Source organism: Nonomuraea sp. JJY05 (assembly GCF_043496855.1).
In the GTDB taxonomy this organism is placed as follows: Bacteria; Actinomycetota; Actinomycetes; order Streptosporangiales; family Streptosporangiaceae; genus Nonomuraea.
In genome coordinates, this window is record NZ_JBIEIS010000002.1 from 1 (window position 1) to 18408 (window position 18408).

General features: G+C 72.5%; 16 protein-coding genes. 4 read left to right on the top strand and 12 right to left on the bottom strand.

Features of this window, described 5'->3' with window-relative positions; translation table 11 throughout:
• Window positions 1-144 precede the first annotated feature (144 nt).
• The 4 genes from ACFKCF_RS02155 to ACFKCF_RS02170 all read right to left on the bottom strand — a co-directional run bounded on the left by ACFKCF_RS02155 (window position 145) and on the right by ACFKCF_RS02170 (window position 4793).
• Window positions 145-1302: a DegT/DnrJ/EryC1/StrS family aminotransferase gene (locus ACFKCF_RS02155; RefSeq protein ID WP_394490040.1), complete on the bottom strand. Its 1158-nt coding sequence runs from the start codon at window positions 1300-1302 to the stop codon at window positions 145-147.
• A 105-nt stretch (window positions 1303-1407) separates the two neighbouring features.
• Window positions 1408-2121, bottom strand: a complete 714-nt coding sequence (locus tag ACFKCF_RS02160) for an amidohydrolase family protein (RefSeq protein ID WP_394490042.1) — start codon at window positions 2119-2121, stop codon at window positions 1408-1410.
• The gene (locus ACFKCF_RS02165) at window positions 2118-2807 is read right to left on the bottom strand and encodes an amidohydrolase family protein (protein ID WP_394490044.1); all 690 of its coding nucleotides are present in this window, start codon (window positions 2805-2807) and stop codon (window positions 2118-2120) included. The genes ACFKCF_RS02160 and ACFKCF_RS02165 overlap by 4 nt, the downstream gene beginning before the upstream one ends.
• 18 nt (window positions 2808-2825) lie before the next feature.
• Window positions 2826-4793: a PQQ-binding-like beta-propeller repeat protein gene (locus ACFKCF_RS02170; RefSeq protein ID WP_394490046.1), complete on the bottom strand. Its 1968-nt coding sequence runs from the start codon at window positions 4791-4793 to the stop codon at window positions 2826-2828.
• Window positions 4794-4878: 85 nt separating this feature from the next.
• On the opposite strand from ACFKCF_RS02170, the gene ACFKCF_RS02175 reads away from it, so the two are divergent.
• The 3 genes from ACFKCF_RS02175 to ACFKCF_RS02185 are packed head-to-tail and all read left to right on the top strand — an operon-like array spanning window position 4879 to window position 8455.
• The gene (locus ACFKCF_RS02175; RefSeq protein WP_394490048.1) at window positions 4879-5730 is read left to right on the top strand and encodes an amidohydrolase family protein; all 852 of its coding nucleotides are present in this window, start codon (window positions 4879-4881) and stop codon (window positions 5728-5730) included.
• On the top strand, window positions 5727-6455 hold the full coding sequence (locus ACFKCF_RS02180) for an amidohydrolase family protein (RefSeq protein ID WP_394490050.1): 729 nt from the start codon (window positions 5727-5729) through the stop codon (window positions 6453-6455). The genes ACFKCF_RS02175 and ACFKCF_RS02180 overlap by 4 nt, the downstream gene beginning before the upstream one ends.
• Window positions 6456-6499: 44 nt before the next feature.
• Window positions 6500-8455, top strand: a complete 1956-nt coding sequence (locus ACFKCF_RS02185) for a hypothetical protein (RefSeq protein ID WP_394490052.1) — start codon at window positions 6500-6502, stop codon at window positions 8453-8455.
• A gap of 69 nt (window positions 8456-8524) precedes the next feature.
• On the opposite strand, the gene ACFKCF_RS02190 is transcribed toward ACFKCF_RS02185, so the two are convergent.
• The 5 genes from ACFKCF_RS02190 to ACFKCF_RS02210 all read right to left on the bottom strand — a co-directional run bounded on the left by ACFKCF_RS02190 (window position 8525) and on the right by ACFKCF_RS02210 (window position 13663).
• Window positions 8525-9421, bottom strand: coding sequence for a dihydrodipicolinate synthase family protein (locus ACFKCF_RS02190; protein ID WP_394490054.1), 897 nt, complete (start codon window positions 9419-9421; stop codon window positions 8525-8527).
• 10 nt (window positions 9422-9431) lie between these two features.
• The gene (locus tag ACFKCF_RS02195; protein ID WP_394490056.1) at window positions 9432-10298 is read right to left on the bottom strand and encodes a carbohydrate ABC transporter permease; all 867 of its coding nucleotides are present in this window, start codon (window positions 10296-10298) and stop codon (window positions 9432-9434) included.
• Complete coding sequence (locus ACFKCF_RS02200) at window positions 10295-11161, bottom strand: carbohydrate ABC transporter permease (protein WP_192786420.1); 867 nt, start codon at window positions 11159-11161, stop codon at window positions 10295-10297. Before ACFKCF_RS02200 ends, ACFKCF_RS02195 begins: the two co-directional genes overlap by 4 nt.
• Before the next feature lie 33 nt (window positions 11162-11194).
• Complete coding sequence (locus tag ACFKCF_RS02205; RefSeq protein ID WP_394490058.1) at window positions 11195-12439, bottom strand: ABC transporter substrate-binding protein; 1245 nt, start codon at window positions 12437-12439, stop codon at window positions 11195-11197.
• An 87-nt stretch (window positions 12440-12526) separates the two neighbouring features.
• Entirely contained in the window at window positions 12527-13663 is a 1137-nt protein-coding gene (locus tag ACFKCF_RS02210; RefSeq protein ID WP_394490060.1) for a DegT/DnrJ/EryC1/StrS family aminotransferase, read from the bottom strand.
• Window positions 13664-13737: 74 nt separating this feature from the next.
• Between ACFKCF_RS02210 and ACFKCF_RS02215 the strand changes: the two genes are divergently transcribed.
• A complete protein-coding gene (locus tag ACFKCF_RS02215) occupies window positions 13738-14943 on the top strand; it encodes a hypothetical protein (protein WP_394490062.1) in 1206 nt (401 codons plus the stop codon).
• Window positions 14944-15307: 364 nt separating this feature from the next.
• On the opposite strand, the gene ACFKCF_RS02220 is transcribed toward ACFKCF_RS02215, so the two are convergent.
• From ACFKCF_RS02220 to ACFKCF_RS02230, 3 genes are all read right to left on the bottom strand, one after another.
• Window positions 15308-16363, bottom strand: coding sequence for a dihydrodipicolinate synthase family protein (locus tag ACFKCF_RS02220; RefSeq protein ID WP_394490064.1), 1056 nt, complete (start codon window positions 16361-16363; stop codon window positions 15308-15310).
• 57 nt (window positions 16364-16420) lie between these two features.
• A complete protein-coding gene (locus ACFKCF_RS02225; protein WP_394490066.1) occupies window positions 16421-17428 on the bottom strand; it encodes an NAD-dependent epimerase/dehydratase family protein in 1008 nt (335 codons plus the stop codon).
• Window positions 17429-17511: 83 nt separating this feature from the next.
• Window positions 17512-18396 carry a Gfo/Idh/MocA family protein gene (locus ACFKCF_RS02230; RefSeq protein ID WP_394490068.1) on the bottom strand — a complete coding sequence of 295 codons (885 nt, stop codon included), beginning with the start codon at window positions 18394-18396 and terminating at the stop codon, window positions 17512-17514.
• Window positions 18397-18408: the final 12 nt, after the last annotated feature.

An 18408-nucleotide genomic window follows, 5' to 3' on the forward strand; every position in this document is an offset into this window, starting at 1 on the left:
GAGATCCTCCACGCGAGGCGCCGCCGCGACCGCGGGGGCGGCGGCGCCGAGCACGGCGAGGGCGGCCGCCATGCCGCATGCCAGCATGCGCTTGATTAAGATCATGACTGAAACCTCCGCCAATGACGAATTACGGCTAAGGAACTAATTGGAGAGCACCTTCGCGAGGGCCTCGGCGACGTCGCCGGCCGCCTCGGGGGCGTCCATGAGCATGGCCTGGCGTACCCACACCACGGTCGTGGCGGCCTCCTCGGCGCCCGGACAGGGCTCGACGCGGGCGCCCTCGGCGGTGAGGGCGGCCATCGTGCCGAGCGGCGGGTAGCCGGCGTCGAGCGGCACCCCCTCCGCGGCCATGGCGGCCAGCAGGAACTCCCGGTCCATGTCGGTGTCGAGGCGCAGCATCAGCAGGTGGCGCGAGTCGCGCGTCGTGCCCTCCGGCTGCGGCACCACGGTCACCTCAGGGACGTGGTCCAGCTCGCGCTCCAGGGCGGCGCAGAAGGCGTCCCTGCGGCCGATCTCCTCGTCGAGGCGGTCCAGCCAGGGCAGCAGGAGCGCCGCCTGGATCTCGGTGAGGCGCAGGTTCCAGCCGACGGACGGGTGGCCGTACCAGCGGCCGCCGGGCGCGCGGCCGAGGTTGCACACCGACCAGACGCGGTCGTGCACGGCCTGGTCGCGGCAGACGATCAGGCCGCCCTCGCCGGCGGTCATGGCCTTGCTCGCCTGGAAGCTGTAGACCCCGGCGTCGCCCAGTCCGCCCACGGGACGGTCCCGGTACGTGGCGCCGTGCGCCTGGGCGGCGTCCTCGACGACCGCGAGGCCGTGGCGGGCGGCCAGGTCGTTGAGCGGGTCCATGGCGGCGGGGCTGCCCGCCAGGTGCACGGGCATGATCGCCGCGGTCCTGGCGGTCACGGCGTCCCGCACGGCTCGCGGGGACAGGTGCAGGTCGTCCGGGTCCACGTCGGCGATCACGGGGACGGCGCCGGCCAGCAGCACGGCGGTGGCCGAGGCCACGAACGTGTACGCCGGGATGATCACCTCGTCGCCCCTGCCCACGCCGAGGCCGCGCAGCGCGGCGAACAGGCCCAGCGTGGCGTTGCCCACGGCGACGCCGTACGGGACGCCGGAGCGGCGGGCGAACGCGCCGGTCAGGTCCGACACCACGGAACCGCCCTGCGTGGCTCCCCACAGGCCGCTCTCGAGCACCTTGGTGACGAGCTCGCGCTGCGCGGGGTCGAGAGGCGGCGGCCAGGCGGGCCAGGGGGTCGAGCGGACTGGAGTGCCGCCGTGGATGGCGAGCGTCACGGGAGACGTCCCTTCACGAGTGGACCTTCACGGGTGAACCTCGGGTGGGCCTTCACGGGTGAACCTCGGGTGGGTCTGCACGAGCGGACCCCTACGAGCGGGCCTTCACGGGTGGCCGAGCAGGCGGGCCAGGTTGGCGCCCTGGATGAGGGCGCGGTCGGTGTCGGTGAGCGGGGCCAGGGCGACGCGGCCGTAGCCGGTGCGCAGGTCGAGGAAGCAGGCGTCCGAGCCGAACAGCACCCGCTCGGCCCCCGCCAGCGCGGCCAGCCGGGCGATCCACCGCCCGGTCATCTTCGAGCCGCACGTCTCCAGGTAGACGTTCGGGACGTCGGCCACGAGGCGGGCCGCGCGGCCGAACCCGTAGGCCCAGAGCCCGGTGTGACCCATGATCAGCGGCACGTGCGGGTGCCGGGCGGCGACGGCGGCGAACTGGGCGGGGTCGCTCCAGGGCGAGTCCGTCTGGCCGTGCACCAGGACCGGCAGGCCGAGCCGCCAGACCGGCTCGTACGGGGGGTCGTCCAGGCGGCACTGGTGCACGTCGGGGTGGAGCTTGACCCCCCACACGCCGTCGCGGGCGAGCGGGGTGCGGTGGTGCGGGTTGTAGACCTGCCAGACCCCGAACCGGCCGGGGAACCGTCCGGCGATCTCCATGGCGAGCTCGTTGCCGCGCACGGCGTCGGGGCCGACGGCGAGCAGGTGGCTGATGCCCATCGCGGTGACGCCGATGCGGTCCATCGCGGCCACGAGATGCTCGGCGGTGGGATGGGGGATGAGGAAGTCGGGCCAGGTGCCGACGTGGCCGTGGGCGTCGAGGATCACAGCAGCTCCTCCAGCGTCCCGGCGGCGATCCGCTCGACGTCCGCCGGGGGCAGGTCGAGGTGGTCGAGCAGGAAGCGGGGGCCGCAGTCGTCGGCCACCGGCGCGCCCGTGCCGAACACCAGCCGCTCCGCCCCGAACAGCGCCGCCAGCCACTCGACGCCGCCCTGGGTGTTGACGGTGCCGATCTCGGCCCGCACGTTCGGCGCCTCGGCCATCAGCTCGGCCAGCGCGCGCAGCCGGCGGTAGCCGGGGTTGAGCACGAGCACGGGCAGGCTGGGCAGGCGCTCGGCGAGGCGGCGGAGCTGGGCGGGCGAGGTCTCGTCGAGGTCGATCGCGACGGGCAGGCCGATCTCGGCCAGCCACCGCAGGGCCCACGGTCCCGTGAGGTCGAAGCGGTGGCGTTCGGGACAGAGCCTGATCATCCGTACGCCCCACGCCGCCACGTCGTCCGGCCCGTCCGGCTCCCCGGCCCCGGGCACGACGACGGGCACGGGGATGAGCCGGGGGTCGTCGAGCGCGAGCAGCGCGTCGTTGCCCGCCTTCGGGTCGGAGTAGAGGCTGAGCGTGTGGGTGACGCAGGCCCGGTCGATGCCCAGCCGGTCCATCTCGTCCCGGGGGTCCGTCGGCAGGTCGTCGAACGGCACGGGACCGACGAGCCGGTGGGCATCGATCACATATTTCGGCACAGACCGAAACTAGCGAGGTTACGGAGTGACGGTCAAGGCCGGGCAGCGCGGATCGAGCCGGATCCTGGCCAGGTCCCGGCCCACGAGCCCCCATGCCCACCAGGAGCCGGGCTCGAAGTGCAGCTGCGGGTTGGTGTACCACTCGTCGCCGAGCCCGGTGGCCAGCAGCTTGGCCTCGGTGCCCAGCTCGTACGCGTTGCCACCGCCGAAGAACGTGTCAGCGAACACCCTGCCCCGGTGCACGGTCAGCTCGCCGTACCCGGAGAGCTTGCCCTGCCGCACCACCGTCTTGGTGGCCAGGTCCATGGCGATCCAGGTGCCCGAGTCGCGCTTGTAGACGCCGTACAGCAGCCCGTCGTGCACCTTGATGTCCTGGAACGTGCGGTGCCCCGGGATCGGGTCCACCTGCCAGAGCACCTTGCGGGCGCGCAGGTCGAAGGCGGCCACGGACGCCGACGTCTTGACCGGCGGCGTGCCGCCGCCGCCGAGCACGTCGCCGCCCAGGTAGACGACGCCGCCTCGGGGGTCGACCGACAGGCTCATGAGGCTCTGGTCGGGGATGACGCCCTCGTAGACGTCGATGCGGCCGGTGCGGGGGTCGATCACGGACAGGGCGCCGTTCAGCTTGGCGCCGAGCGGGGCGCTGGCGACCACGAGCTTGTCGGTGGCGGGGTCGTACTCGATGTCCCAGGGGCGCTGCTGGCCGTGTCCGAGGTAGCCGAGGCTGCGCACCCGGTCGGTGCGCAGGTCGACGGAGACGATCTGCCCGCTCGGGTAGATGGCGGCGTAGATCTTGTTGCCCTTCCGCACGAGGTCCTTCGGCTCGCCGGGCATCCGGAACCTGCGCTTGTCGCCCGTGCGCAGGTCACGCACCTCCATGGAGAAGTGGCCGCCGACGTAGACGGCGCGGTTCGGCACGACGAGCATGCTCTGCGGCCGCTCCGGCCCGCTGGGCAGGCCGGCGTCGATGAGGTCGACGAACTCGGACTTGCCGGTGCGCAGGTCCAGCCACCACATGCCGCCGCTGCCCGAGAAGCCGAGCAGGGTGTTGTCGTCGAGCTGCTGGATCCGCCTGGTCTCGTCGCCCGGCGACGGCGGTTCGGCGACCTTGGTGAAGGCGGTCTCGCCCGTGCGGTAGCGGTGGACGGCGCCGTCGGGCCGGGAGGTGGCGTAGATCGTGTCGTCGCCCGCCACGGTCAGCATGTCGATCGTGCCGCCGGCCAGGGTCGTCCGGCGCTCGTCGGTGCCGTCCGAGCGGATGTCGATCAGCGTGTCGCCGGCGGCGGCCAGCACCCGGTCGCCGTGCACGGCGATGGCGCCGATGCCGGTCGGGGCGGCGGCCAGCTCCTTCACCGCGCCGTCCGCCCGGGTGATCCGGACCAGCCTGCCCTTGTCGAGCAGCCCCGCGTACACGTAGGTGGCGTCGGCGGCGACCGCGCGCACGTACCGCTCGCCCTGGACCAGCACGCCGAAGTCGCGCACCGCGCCCGTGCCCGGCACGTACTCGCGGACCCGGCCGTCCGGGTAGGTGCCGGCGTAGAGGGTGCCGTCGGGCGCGGCGGCGAGGCTCCAGACGAAGCCGCCGTTCTTCCCGAACGACGCCAGCCGCTCCACCGCGCCCGTGGCCGGGTCGAAGCTGTAGAGGTCGGGCACCGGGTAGGTGCCGGCGTAGATCTTGCCGCCGGACACGGCCGTGGCCCAGGCGCCCTCCGGCTCACCGGCGGCCGGGCCGTCGGGCAGGGTGACGCTCCTGACGACCTTGCGGGTGGCGAGGTCGATGTCGGCCAGCACGGGGGGCTTCAGGCCGCGGGTCACCACGTAGGCGTGCCCGTCGAGCACGGCCGCGCCCACGATGGCGCCGGTGACCGACGCCGGGCCGAACCGCTCCACCGCCGGGGTGTCACAGGCCGTCGCCGCCCGCGCGACCGGGCCGGTGAGGAGCGCGGGTAAGAGCGCCGACAGGATTACCAGGAGGGATCGGAGCATGGGCGCACCTCGCGTTCATTGCTGAGCAATTATGGGCCAGACCGTAACTTTATACGCACAGTTCGTCAATGGCATGATGTCCGGCATGGCGATTGAGGATGGGTCCGGTATTCCGTTCGACGCGTGGCGCCTGGTCGGCGGGCTGGAGGTGGCGCTGGACGTGGACGTGCTGTTCGGGGCGTACCCGGACCGCGACGGCCCGCCCGGCGCCCCGGAGCAGGTGCTGCGGCTGCTGGGCGAGCACCGGATCAGGGCGGCGGCGGTGGCGGGCCTGCGGGCCGCGCTGTTCGACGTGCGCTCGGGCAACGACGAGGTGATCGCGCAGGCATCTCCGGAGGTCGCGCCCTCCGACGCCGCGGACCTGCGATCCCCGGAGGTCCTGGCCGCCGGCGCCGTGGACCCGCGGACGCCGGGGGTCGTGCCCGTCGGGGCCGTGGACCTGCGCGACCCGCTCGGCGCCGCGCGCGAGCTGGAGCGGCTGGCCGCCGAAGGCGTCCGGGCCGTCCGGCTGTTCCCCGACGAGCAGGGCGTCGAGGCGGGCTTCCCGTCCGTCAGGCACGTCGCGCGCCGGGCGGCGCGGCTCGGCCTGGTGGTGCTCACCGGCGGTGACGTGCGCAGGTTCTGGCAGCCCTTCGCGGGGCTCGGGGCGAGCGTGGTCTTCCTCGACACGCACTTCTACCACCTGGGCGACTTCCTGGTGGCGGCCGCGGACGAGCCCGGCTTCCACACCTCCACCCGCCTGCTCAACTCCCCCGACGCGCTGGAGCTCGCCGCCGCCGAACTCGGCGCCGACCGCCTCCTGTACGGCTCGCGCGCCCCCCACTACGAGCCGCTCGTGCCCCTCCTGCGCCTGGCCACCAGCGGGCTGAAGCCGGAGGAGATCGCCGCCGTGGCGGGCGGCAACGCGGAAAGGCTGCTGAGGAGGCCACAGTCATGATCATCGACGTGCACGCCCACTGGGGCCCGTGGTTCTTCACCATGGACGTGGCCGAGGGCAACCTCGCCACCATGGACCGCTACGGCATCGACCGGGCGATCGTCTCGGCCACCGAGGCCGTCATCTACGACGCCGCCACCGGCAACCGCGCCCTGGCCTCCTACCTGGAGACGCAGGAGCGCCTGCTCGGCTACGTCACGGTCAACCCGCGCCGGCTGCGCGAGGCGGAGGCGGACCTGGCGGCGTACCTGCCGGGCGGCCGGTTCGTCGGCGTGAAGATCCACACCGACTACACGGGCTCGCCGGTCGGCTCCGCGCACCTGCGCGAGGCGCTCACGCTGGTGGCCGCGACGGGGCGGCCCGCGCTCGTGCACACCTGGGGCACGTCCGTGCTCGCCCTCGCGGAGGTCTGCGCGGGCATCCCGGACCTGCGGGTGATCGCCGGGCACATGGGCGCCGACGGGTTCCGCCACGCCATCGAGGCCGCGAACGCCTGCGACCGCCTCTATCTGGAGCCCTGCTGGTCGCACTTCCCCGCCGGGCGCATCGCGGAGGTGGTGGCGGCCGTGGACCCGGCGCAGCTGCTGTTCGGCACCGACGCGACGCTGATCGACCCGTCGTCGGCCTTCGGAGCGGTCGCGGCGGCCGGACTCACCGGGGAGACCGCCGAGCGGATCGCCTGGCGCAACGCCGCGGCGCTCTTCGCTCTGGACATTACGGCCTAGCCCGTTATAGCGTGCGGCCCAAACTTCACCAAGGGAGCCCGCGCATGATCCCCCGCCGTCGTTTCCTCCAGGCGGCCGCCGCGACCACGGCGGCCGCCACGTTCACGGCCACCCCGGCCCGCGCCGCGACCCTCGGAACGGCCCCGCCACAGCCCGAGGGCACCCTCACCGACCTTGGGCCGGCGAGCGTCGCCAGCCCGCTGGGCAACGGCGAGTTCGTCGGCGGCGTGCTCTACGCGGGCTCGCGCGGCCTGTCGCCCAACGTGGTCGGCGCGTTCGACCTCGCCCAGGATTCGGTCACGACCCATTTCGACATCCCGACCGGGGTGGGCATCTGGGCGATGTGCAAGGTCGGCACCGACGTCTACGTCGGCACCCACGCGAGATCCGACCTGTACAAGATCGACACCATCGCCGGCCAGGTCACCAAGGTCGCCGAATACCCCGACCACTACATCTGGACCATGGCCTCCTCCCCCGACGGCAAGGTCTACCTGGGCACGTCGGAGCCCGGCCGCGTCTGGGAGTACGACCCGGCCACCGGCACGAGCCGCGACCTGGGCCAGCCCGCCCCCGGAGAGGCGTACGTCCGCAGCATCCAGGCCGACGACACGTACGTCTACGCCGGGATCGGCGCCAACGCCCACCTGATCGCGATCGATCGCAGGACCGGCGAGAAGCGCGAGCTCCTGCCGTCCGCCGTGGCCGACCGCGACTGGGTCTCCAGCATGGGCATGTCGGAGACCCACCTGGCCGGCGGCATGAACTCGCTGGGCGAGCTGCTCGTGCTGGAGAAGGCCGCCCCGCAGAACTACAGGGTCGTCAAGGCCACCGCGGCCGGCGAGAAGTACATCGTCGCGGTCCTGATCCACGACGGGTACGTCTACTTCGCCGGCCGCCCCTCCGGCACGTTCTACCGCTACCACCTGGCAACGGAGAAGCTCGAGGTGCTCGGCGTCCCCTACTTCGAGGCTGCGACCCACCGCCTGCTGGCCCACGAGGGCCGGATCTACGGCATCCAGGACAGCGCGGTCTTCGTCTACGACCCGGCGACCGGCTCGCTCGACTACGTCAACCTCGTCCAGCGCGGCTTCAAGGCGGCCCCCGAGGAGCCGATGTCCGTGCACTCCGACGGCCGGCGCGTCTACGTCGGCGGCAAGGGCGGCGCCGACGTCCACGACCTGGCGACCGGCAAGGTGACCCGGCTCGGCATCTCGGGCGAGCCGAAGACGCTGCTCACCGTCGGCGACACCACGTACCTGGGCGTCTACACCCAGGCGGCCCTGTACGCGCACCACCGCGGCAAGACCGGGGCCGAGCTGATCGCCCGCACCGGCAACCAGCAGGACCGCCCGCGCGACCTCGCCTACGACGCCACGACGGGCCTGATCGTGATGCCCACCCAGCCGGAGCCCGGCCACATGAACGGCGCGCTCTCCCTGTACTCGCCCCGGACCGGCACGTACGAGACGTACCGGCCGGTGGTGGAGCGCCAGACCGTCTACTCGGTCGTCGCCCGGCACGGCGTCGCCTACCTGGGCACCCTGATCCAGGAGGGCCTCGGCCTGCCGCCGGTCACGACGACCGCCCGCCTGGCCGCCTTCGACCTGCGCACGCGCAAGCTGCTCTGGCAGCTGGAGCCGGTCCCCGGCGCCCGCATGATCTCCTCGCTCGCCCTCGGCAGGAACGGCGCCCTGTACGGCATGGCGAGCACCGGCGAGGTGTTCGAGTTCGACGTGCGCAGCAGGAAGGTCACCCGGACGATCAAGGTCGGGACGAAGGGCGGTGAGCTGTTCGTCACCGGCCGGGTGGCGTACTGCACGGACGGCGGCTCGATCTACAAGATCGACCTGGTCGCGTTCACGTCGAAGGCCATCGTGGAGGGGCTGGCCGGGCAGTGGTTCGGCGGCGAGCCCAAGCTGGCGCTCGACCCCTCCCGCCGGGCCCTGTACGCGGTCCGCGCCCGCAACCTCGTCCGGGTGGCCATCACGGGCCGCTGATGCGCCTGGCGCACCACGAGGACCGGGTGGCCACCGCAGCCCGCTGACGAGCCTGGCCGTCGTGGGCCGTCAATGGGCCGCCTGGCTCATCGCGACGATCACGGCCCGCTCCTCCTCCGGGAGGGGCGGGCCGTACGGGTCGTGGGCGTGCGTCGCGGGCACGCGGCCCTCGGCGGCGGCCAGCCAGAGCATGCGCTGCACGTAGCCCTCCATGGGCTCGGTGAACGTGACCTGCGCCAGCCGGTCCAGCCGCCCGGACGCCTCCTCGAACGCGCGCAGGTCCTTGCCCGCGAACGCCTCCAGGACCGCGGCGGTCACCCCCACACTGGCCGCGGCGATGCCGACCAGGGCCGCCTCGGCCCCCCACAGCAGGGACGGGCCGAACATGCGGTCCTCCCCCGTGATCGCCAGCCGGTCCGCCTCCCTGGCCAGCGCGATGGCGCGCTGGCAGCCCATCGCGTCCGACAGCAGCGCCGTCTTCAGCCCCGCCACGCCGGGATGCGCCAGCAGCTCGCGCAGCGTGCCGGCCGGGCACGGGCGCGTGTAGAGGTCGAAGGCGATCATCGGCAGCCGGGCCGCCCGCCACACCTCCTCGTGCAGCGCCACCCGGTCACCGTCCGACGGGAAGACGAGCACGCCGTCCGCGCCCACCTCGGCCGCCACCCGCGCCTGCGCCGCCGGGTCCTCCGCCCCGCCGCCCACGCCCGCCAGCACCGGGACGCCCCCTTCAGCGGCGCAGGCGACCGCGCGCTCGATGACGGCGGCGCGGACGTCGGGGGCGAGGTACGGGCCGCGGCCCGTGTGGGCGAGCACGGCCAGGCCGGTGGCGCCGTCGGCCACCAGGCCGGCGAGGTAGCGGGAGACCAGGTCGAGGTCCACCTCGCCGGATGCGGTCATGGGGGTGGCCGCGGCGGCGATCAGCGCGCCGCGGAGCCGGTGCCGAAGGTTTCGTACAGCGATGTCCACCCGCACGACCCTATTTCAGGCCGGTCATCGCGATGCTGTTGACCAGGTACCGCTGCAGCAGGAAGAACACCAGCAGGCACGGCACCACCGACACGGCCGCCGAGGACATGAGCACCGACAGCTGCAGCTCCTCGGTCCGCAGCGTGGTCAGCCCGACGGTCAGCGTACGGGTGGCGTCGCTCTGGCCCACGACCAGCGGCCACAGGAAGTCGTTCCAGTGCCACAGGAACACGAACACGCCCAGCGTGGCCAGGATCGGCATGGTCAGCGGCACCACGATCGTCCAGTAGACCCGCCACTCGGAGGCCCCGTCGACCTTGGCCGCGTCGAACAGCTCGTCCGGCAGCCCCAGGATGAACTGCCGCATCAGGAAGACGGCCTGCGAGTTGGCCAGCGTCGGCACGATCAGGCCCCAGAACGTGTCCACCCCGCCCAGGCTGTTGACCAGCACGAACGTCGGGATGAGCGTGGCCTGGAACGGCACCATCATGGTGGCGAGGAACGTCCAGAACATGGCCTCGCGGCCGGGGAAGCGCTTCTTGGCGAACGCGTACCCGGCCATGGACGAGGTGAGCAGGATGATCACCACGGAGACCACGGCGTAGATCAGCGAGTTGATCGTCCACGTGACGAACCCCGACGACTCGAGCACCCGCGTGATGTTGTCGAGCGTGAGCGATTCCGGCCACTGGACCGGCACGGTCGGCCGGCCGGCCGGCGAGAGCGCCACGATGAACATGGCCACGAACGGGCTGACGGTCAGCACCGACAGCAGCGCGAGCAGGGCGGCCAGCGGCCACTTGCCCCGCCACCACCGGCGGCGGGCCGCGCGGTCCGCCCGCACCTCGGTGACGGGCCGGGAGGCGGTGATCGTCATGTGTTACCCCGATCCAGGAAGCGGCGCTGGACCAGCGACACGATCAGCACGATCGCGAACAGCACCATGCCCCACGTGGCGGCGTAGCCGAAGTCGAACGATCGGAAGCCGTGGTCGTAGATGCCGAAGATGAGCGTGTAGGTGGCCCTGGCCGGGCCGCCGCCCGTCATCACGTACACGGTGTCGAAGGTCTGGAAGGCGCTGATCGTCTCGATCACCACGACGAAGAAGATCGTGGGCTTGAGCAGTGGCAGCGTGATCCTGCGGAAGCGCTGCCACGCGCTCGCCCCGTCCACCGTGGCCGCCTCCAGGTAGGAGGACGGGATCGACTTCAGCCCGGCCAGCAGGATCAGCATCGAGTAGCCGAACCCCTTCCACACCGACACCACGGCCAGCGCGGGCAGGATCACGGCCGACTGCTCCAGGAACGCCACCGGGCCGAGGTCCGCCTTGGCCAGCAGGCCGTTGATCAGCCCGTCGAACTCGTAGATCCAGCGCCAGATGATGCCCGCCAGTACGAAGCTGGTCACGTACGGCAGGAACAGCATGCCGCGGAACAGCCCGCGCATGAAGACCACCTGGTTGAGCAGCAGCGCCGTGCCGAGCGCCACGAGCAGCGTGAGCGGCACGTAGATCGCCACGTACACGAGCGTGACCCGCAGGCTCAACCAGAAGTTCACGTCGTCGAGCAGCCGGGCGTAGTTGTCCGCGCCGATGAATTCCCAGTCGCCGCCGATGTTCCAGTTCGTCAGGCTCATCCCCGCCGCGCCCAGCGACGGGAAGATCCGGAAGATCAGGAACAGCACGAGCACGGGCAGCACGAACAGCAGGCCGGTGACCGGGTCACGCAGGCGTTGACGCACCAGGTGTTTCCTTTCTGGCGGGGGTGCGAGGGCTCAGCCGCCGCTGCCGAGCAGCTGGTTGGCCTCCTTGGCGGCCGCGTCGAGAGCGGTCTTGGCGTCCTCCTTGCCGAGCAGCGCCGCCTGGATGTGCGGCGCGAGCACGCCCATGACCTGGCGGGCCTTGGGGTGGGTGTCGCCGGGGAAGGCGTACTGCAGGGACTTGGCGAACTCCTTGGAGGCCGCCGACTGGTCGGGCACGGTCACGTCCGTGCGGGCGGGGAAGAAGCCCGACTCCTTGGCCAGCGCGCCGGACACCTCGGGCGAGGCCAGGTAGGTGGCGAACTTCTTGGCGGCGTCCTTGTTCTCGGTGTGCTTTGCCAGCACCAGGGCGCCGGGGATGCCGAACGCGACCCGCTTGGTCCCTTCGAGCGGCAGGCCGATGCCGACGTTGTCGGCCCCGATGGCGGCGCCGAGCTGGTCGGCCATGCCCGCGGTGGCCGCGTGGTACATGGCGGTCTTGCCGGCGGCCAGCGGGCCGCCCTCGATGTCGTTGCCCTTGCTCGCGGTGTTCTCCGGCAGTCCGCCGGCGGCCTTGAGGTCGAGCAGGAACTGCAGGCTGGCCACGCCCTCCTGGCCGTTGAACGCGACGCTCTTGCCGTCGGCGGAGAAGACCGAGCCGCCGTTGGCCCACAGGATCGGGTAGAAGCTCTGGTTGAGGCTGACGTCGGGCTTGCCCGGGTAGTCCAGTACGGCGACCTTCTTGGCGGCCAGCTTGGGCGCGGCCTCCTTCAGCTCCGCCAGCGTCTCCGGCGCCTTCTCGACGCCCGCCTCGGCGAACAGCTTCTTGTTGTAGATGGGCGCGGTGATCGTCTGGTAGATCGGGACGCCGTACAGCTTGCCGCTGACGGTGAGGGCGGCCAGGGAGTTGGGCAGGTAGGAGGCCTTGGCCGGGGCGACGATGTCGTCCACCGCCTCGACCGTGCCCTGCTGGGCGTACTGGGGGATCTGGTCGGGACCGAGCACCACCAGGTCGAAGCCCTTCTTCGAGACCAGTGCGGTGGTGACCTTCTCCTGGCGGCCCTCCCAGGGCTGCTGGTCGATCTTGACGTCGATCGTGGGGTTGGCGGCTTCGAAGTCCTTCTCCACCTTGCCCCAGAACGCCTGGCCCTTGGCCTGGTCCGCGATGACGGGATACATCCACAGGGTCACGGTGCTCTTGTCCGAGCCGCTGCTGGATCCGCACCCGGCGGCCGCGAGGCTCAGGGCGGCCGCGAGGCCGACTGCCGCTGCCTTCTTCATCGGCGGCTTCCTTTCGACTAATACCGGTCCTGACCGAAACCTAATGAGCGCGTCTCGACCGGGTCAATCCCTGATACATGAACGTAACTACGGTCGAGCCCGAAATTTCGAGATTTCCTGGGCGATCAGCTCGACGTGCCCGGGGGTGTAGTTCTCGTTCCAGTCGATGATCAGCAGCGTACGGTCCACCATGAGCTCCGCCTGCGGGCAGGGGTTGGGCCGGTAGCCTTCGAGCGGGTAGCGGGAGGAGCCGTAGATGGCAGCCTCCCACACGGGCGCCCTGTTCAGCGGTTGTGCGAGGTAACCGGCCCGCGCGGGGATCCCGGCCGCGGCCAGGTGCGCGGCCAGCTCGGGCGCGTCGCCGTCCGGGCACACGATCGGGAACACCCACCAGGCGTGGCCGTCCGGGCGCGGCAGGCCTACCCCTGGGAGGCCCTTCAGGGCGTCCAGGAGCTGCCCGGCGGTGCGGCGGCGGGCCGCGAGAACGCCGGGGAGTTTCGCGAGCTGAGCGCGGGCCACGGCGGCCTGGAGCTCGGTCATGCGGTAGTTAACCCCGAAGGCGGCGTGCGACCTCCCGGCCGCGCGGTCCCAGCCCTTGTCCGAGAACAGCCGCATCCGCCTGGCCAGCTCGTCGTCGTCGGTGATCGTCACCCCGCCGTCGCCGCAGGTGATGTGCTTCCACTGCTGCAGGCTGAGGCAGCCGACCTGGCCTGCCGTGCCCGCGAGCCCGCCGTCGGGCAGCTCGGTCAGCCAGGCCTGCGCGCAGTCCTCGATCAGCGTCAGTCCGTGCTCGTCGGCGAGCGCGCGCAGCTCGCCGACCCTGGCCGGCGCACCGAACAGGTGGACCGCCATGATCGCCTTCGTACGGGGACCGATGAGCGCGGCCACCGCGTCCGGATCGAGATTGCCGTCGGAGGGATCCACATCGGCGAAGACAGGGACGGCGTTCTGCGCCAAGATGGGGGCCACGGTCCCGAAATCCGTGATCGGCGTCGTGATGACCTCGTCTCCGGGGTCCGGCGCGGCCGCGACGACCGACAGGTGGAGGGCCGCGGTGCCGGAGCTGCAGGTGATCGCGTGACGGGAGCCGTAGACGCGGGCGATCTCACGCTCCAACGCCCGCGCCTCGGTCCCCCAGACGGAGTTGAGCATGCCCGAGCGGATCACCCGCTCGGCGGCGGCCACCTCCTCGTCGCCGAGCGTACGGCCGTCCGCTTCTGCCATGGACGGGAACTTCACCGGGCACCTCACAAGATATGATTGCGGTCTTGACCGAAAATAGCGAGAGGGAGGCGTGGGTGGGAATCGTCATCGGGGTCGTCGGCCCGCACGACCTGGTCGACGACGTCGCGGCCGTCTGCGAGGAGCAGCCGGGCGTCAGCACGCTGCGCCTCGACTACGACCACGAGTCTCAGGCGCCCGCGATCGTCGAGGCGCACGCCTCCTCCGTGGAGGGGTGGCTGTTCACCGGCATAGTGCCCTACATGCTCTCGCGCGACGCCGACGCGCTCACCCGCCCGGCGGCGTTCGTCGACTATTCGGGCGCGACGCTGCTCAGCGCCCTCGTACGCCTCCAGCACGAGGGCCAGGACATCACCCGGCTGTCGATCGACACGCTGTCGGCCGCCGACGTCCAGGCCACGTTCGCCGAGGCCGGGCTGCCCACCGCCGACCTGCGCACGCTCCCGTACCGGCCGGAGATGACCTCCAAGAAGGCCGTCACCTTCCACCGGAAGGGGGCCGCGCACGCGGTGATCACCTGCCTGAGCTCCGTGCACGAGGCCCTGCGCGACGAGCTCCACGTGCTGCGCCTGGTGCCCTCCGTCCATTCGGTACGGGTGGCGCTGCGCCAGCTCATGCTGACCGCCGAGGGCCAGGCGCAGGAGGATGCCCAGATCGCCATCGGGCTCGTCGAGGTGGCCAACGAGGAGGGCCTGCTGCGCGAGGCCACGGCGCTCGGCGGCACCCTGGCGGCCTTCCGCGGCGGCACGCACCTGCTGGTGACCACCCGCGGCCCGCTCCACGACGCCACGGGCGGCTTCACCGCGCTGCCCATGCTGGCGCGGCTGGCCGCCCAGAACGACGTCGTACGCGTCGGCTTCGGCCTGGGCCGCAGCGCGGCGGAGGCCGAGAGCCTGGCCCGCCGCGCCCTGGCCAGGGCCCGCCGGATCGGCGAGGTGGCCGCGGTCCTGTCGCTGCGGGCGGACACGGACATCGTCCTGGAGTCGGTCACCCCGGCGCCGACGGGGGCGCAGAACCTGTCGGTCATCGCCCGCCGCGTCGGGCTGTCGGTGCCCACGCTGGAGAAGCTCCTGGAGGCGCGGGCGGCGGCGGGGGACGAGCCGCTGACGACCCGCGAGATCGCCGAGCGGCTGGCCGTCCAGCAGCGCACGGCCCGGCGCATGCTCCATCGGCTGGAGCTCGCGGGCCTGGCCGAGCGCACCGGCAACCTCACCAGCGGCACCAGCGGCCGCCCCCTGACCCTCTACCGCCTGACTCTCTGATCCCCGCGCCCCGGCCCCCGGGCCAGGCCTCCCCCACCCGTCACCGCTCACCACGACACCGCCCGCTCGGACGAGGCGCGCCCTTGCGCCCCCGACGCGCGACGCGGCTGTTCCGGTGCGCACCTCGCGGGGCACCGCCCGTCCCACACCGCGCAGGCAAGCGCCTCGTGCGCCGTCACCCCTGAAGGACCCGCATCTCCCGCACACCACCCGGCGCCGTTGCGGCGAGCGGCAGGACGGCGGCGACCGGCGCAACGCGCACGCGCGTTCAGGGGGAAGCCGGGCGCGACGCAAGCGGGCGGCACGGGAGTGGCGGGCGTGGGGACGGCGGGCCTGAGGGTGGTGGGGCGCGGGGGCATGGGGGTCAGGAGAGCCAGCGATCGAGCCCGGCCGAGACGAAGTCGTCGTCCCGGAGCCACGGATACGCGCCCCAGATCCGATCGATCTCCGCGAGCTGCCCCGGCGAAAGCTCCTCCTCCGGGTCGAGGCACCACCGCCCCGCCAGCAGCCCCTGCCGCCGCAGCACCTCGTGGATGCCCGGGATGCACCCGTGGAACCCGTTGGCCGAGTCGAAGATGGCCGCGTTGGCGTCGGTCAGGTGCCCGTCCAGCGTGAGCAGCCGCCGTACCACCGCGTCGTCCCCGCCCCGGGCGAGCTTGGCCTCCTCCAGCAGCTCCACGGCCCGTCGCACCCACACGGCCCACTGGCCGAGCAGCCCCCCGACGAACTCGACCTCCACCTCGCGCCCGTCCACGACCACCCGGTGCGAGGTGATGAGGTCGGCCAGGATGTGGTCGTCGTTGCCCGTGTAGAGCGCCACCTCCCCGGCCCGCCCCGCCCGTACGACGCCGTGCAGCACGTCCAGCGTGCGATACCGGTCGAAGGGCGCGACCTTGATGCCCACGACGGACTCCACGGCGGCCAGCCGCGTCCAGAAGTCACGGGACAGGGTGCGCCCGCCCACCGCCGGCTGCAGGTAGAAGCCGATCACCGGCAGCACCTCGCCCACGGCCCTGGCCCGCTCGATGAGCGCGTTCTCGTCGAGCTCCCGGTAGGGGCTCAGCAGCACCATGTGGTATCCGAGCGACCTGGCCAGCTCCGCCTCGGCCACCGCCTGGGCGGTGGGCCCGGTCGCCCCGGCCACCAGCACCACCTCGCGCTCGACCTCCTTGGCGGTGCGGGCCGCCAGTTCGAGCACGGGCGGCAGCAGGCCGGTGCCGTGGATGGCGAACTGCGTCGTGTGCACGCCCACCGCCAGCCCGCCCGCGCCCGCCTCGACGTAGTAGCGGGTCAGCGCCCGCTGGCGGCGCTCGTCCAGCTTCCTGTCCTCGGTGAGCGCGAGCGGGTGGGCCGGGATCACCAGGCCGCGCCTGAACAGGTCGCGAACGGACGTCTGCGCCTGTGGAGCCGTGCTGAGCACGTGAGGTCCCCCTTGTTCGTCGATGTGGCGTGCGGAGTGGCAGGGTGGCGGAGCCGGTCAGAAGCGGCCGTCACGGCGTTCGAACTTGGTGGGTTTGCCGAGCAGCGGCCCGCCCTCGGCCACCCAACGCGCCGTGTGCTCGATGAGCTCGGCGGGCGTGAGCTCGGGGTAGCCGAACAGGCGGTGGCAGCGCCCCGCGTTGGACAGCAGCGCGGTCGGCGCCTCCTCCCCGGTGAACACGGGCTCCTTGCCCAGCGCCGCGCCGAGGTCCAGGGCGATCTGCCGCACCGAGAGCAGCTCGGGCCCGGTCACGTTGAGGATGTACGGCGGCGCGGAGGCCAGGGCCAGCGACCGGAGCGTGACCTCGTTCGCGTAGCCCTGCCAGACCACGTTGACCTGGCCGGTCGACAGGTCGACGGGCTCCCCGGCGAGGACCTTCTGCGCCAGGTCGACGAGCACGCCGTAGCGCAGCTCGACCGCGTAGTTGAGGCGGACGAGCGACAGCGGCGTGCCGTACGTCTCGGAGAAGTGCGTCAGCACCCGCTCGCGCCCCAGGCAGCTCATGGCGTAGTCGCCCACGGGCCCCGTCGGGGAGTCCTCCGTGCTGCCGCCGCTGGTGACGGGGACGAGCGGGTAGACGTTCCCGGTGGACAGGGCGGCGATCCGGCTGTGCCGGAAGCGGTCGGCGACCCTCCCGGGCAGGTACGCGTTGGTGAACCAGGTGGCGTGCTCGCGCCCCTGCGTGCCGAACTTGGCGCCGACCAGGAAGACCACGTTCGGCGCGTCAGGCAGGTCGCGCAGCGCCTGCTCGTCGGCCACGTCGGCGGACACCACCGTCGCGCCGTCCGCGGCCAGCGACTCGGCGAGCCCCGGCTCGGAGAAGCGCGAGACCGCGATGATCCGCCGGTCCCCGTTCGTGGCGTTGAGCGCCAGCCGTACCAGGCTCGGCCCCAGCTTGCCGCCGGCGCCCAGGATCAGGATGTCGCCGTCGAGCCCGCTGAGATCGTCCACCAGCCCGGCGCCGGGCCGGGCCAGCCGCTGCTCGAGTTCCGCTGTCGTGCGCACGCGGGCATCTCCTCCGTCTGTTATTTACGGTCCAGACCGTAACTGGCACAGACTTCGGCTGTCAACGGGTACGCACAACTGCGTCAGGCGACCTCACGGGCTGTGACCAGCACATCGAGGATCGCCCTGGTCTGCTCCCACGGCACCGGGCTGGGCGCGCCGCCCACCATGGAGAGGAACGCGTCGATGGTCCCCTCGTACCCGAGCCCCTTGACCGGGTCGTCGCCGCTCTCGATCACGATCGACTCGGAGCCGTCGCGCCTGTGCACCGTGACGGTGTAGGCCTCGCCCTCGGAGACGCCGAGGATCTCCACCGTCCCCGTGACGCCGCTCCCCCACCGCAGCGCCATCACGCCGGTGTCCTCGGAGCGCAGGCCCTGGTAGTGCCGCTTGGCCCCGGCGGCGCCCACCAGCCGCACATCCGGCCCCAGCAGGGCGACCAGCAGCTCGACGCCGTGGATGCCCATGGTCACCATGGTCCCGCCGCCCTCGCCGGGCGTGTCCTGCCAGGCGTTGTAGCCGTCGGCCCACAACCCCACGTCGTGCCGTACGGTGGCCCGCACGGCCAGCACCTCTCCGGGATCGACCCGGACCCCGGCGAACGCGGGGGCGAACCTCAGCACCGAGCTCGACAGCACCCGATCGCCGATCGCCAGCCGGTCGAGCGCGTCGAGCTGGGCCCGGCTGGCGGCGGCCGGCTTGTTCACGAAGCAGGGCGCGCCGGTCTCCAGGACCCGCGCCAGCGCCTCGGGCACCTGCGGGCCGGGCACGGTCAGCACCACGCCGTCGGGCCCGGTGGCCAGCGCCTCGCCGAGGCTGCCGGTCACCTTGGCCGCCGGGTGCTCGTCGGTGAAGCGCCGCAGCCGCTCGGGGTCCTGCTCCCACACCACCAGCTCCGCGTGGCGGGCCAGGGTGCGGGCGTCGGTGTACGGGTGGCTGGTGGCCAGCCCGGCGAGGACAACACGCACGACGGTATCTCC

What these genes read in the sequence shown, in the direction of transcription:
- ACFKCF_RS02170 (WP_394490046.1), bottom strand. Translation starts at nt 4,793, where the DNA reads ATGCTCCGATCCCTCCTGGTAATCCTGTCGGCGCTCTTACCCGCGCTC.
- ACFKCF_RS02175 (WP_394490048.1), top strand. Translation starts at nt 4,879, where the DNA reads ATGGCGATTGAGGATGGGTCCGGTATTCCGTTCGACGCGTGGCGCCTG.
- ACFKCF_RS02180 (WP_394490050.1), top strand. Translation starts at nt 5,727, where the DNA reads ATGATCATCGACGTGCACGCCCACTGGGGCCCGTGGTTCTTCACCATG.
- ACFKCF_RS02185 (WP_394490052.1), top strand. Translation starts at nt 6,500, where the DNA reads ATGATCCCCCGCCGTCGTTTCCTCCAGGCGGCCGCCGCGACCACGGCG.
- ACFKCF_RS02195 (WP_394490056.1), bottom strand. Translation starts at nt 10,298, where the DNA reads ATGACGATCACCGCCTCCCGGCCCGTCACCGAGGTGCGGGCGGACCGC.
- ACFKCF_RS02205 (WP_394490058.1), bottom strand. Translation starts at nt 12,439, where the DNA reads ATGAAGAAGGCAGCGGCAGTCGGCCTCGCGGCCGCCCTGAGCCTCGCG.
- ACFKCF_RS02210 (WP_394490060.1), bottom strand. Translation starts at nt 13,663, where the DNA reads ATGGCAGAAGCGGACGGCCGTACGCTCGGCGACGAGGAGGTGGCCGCC.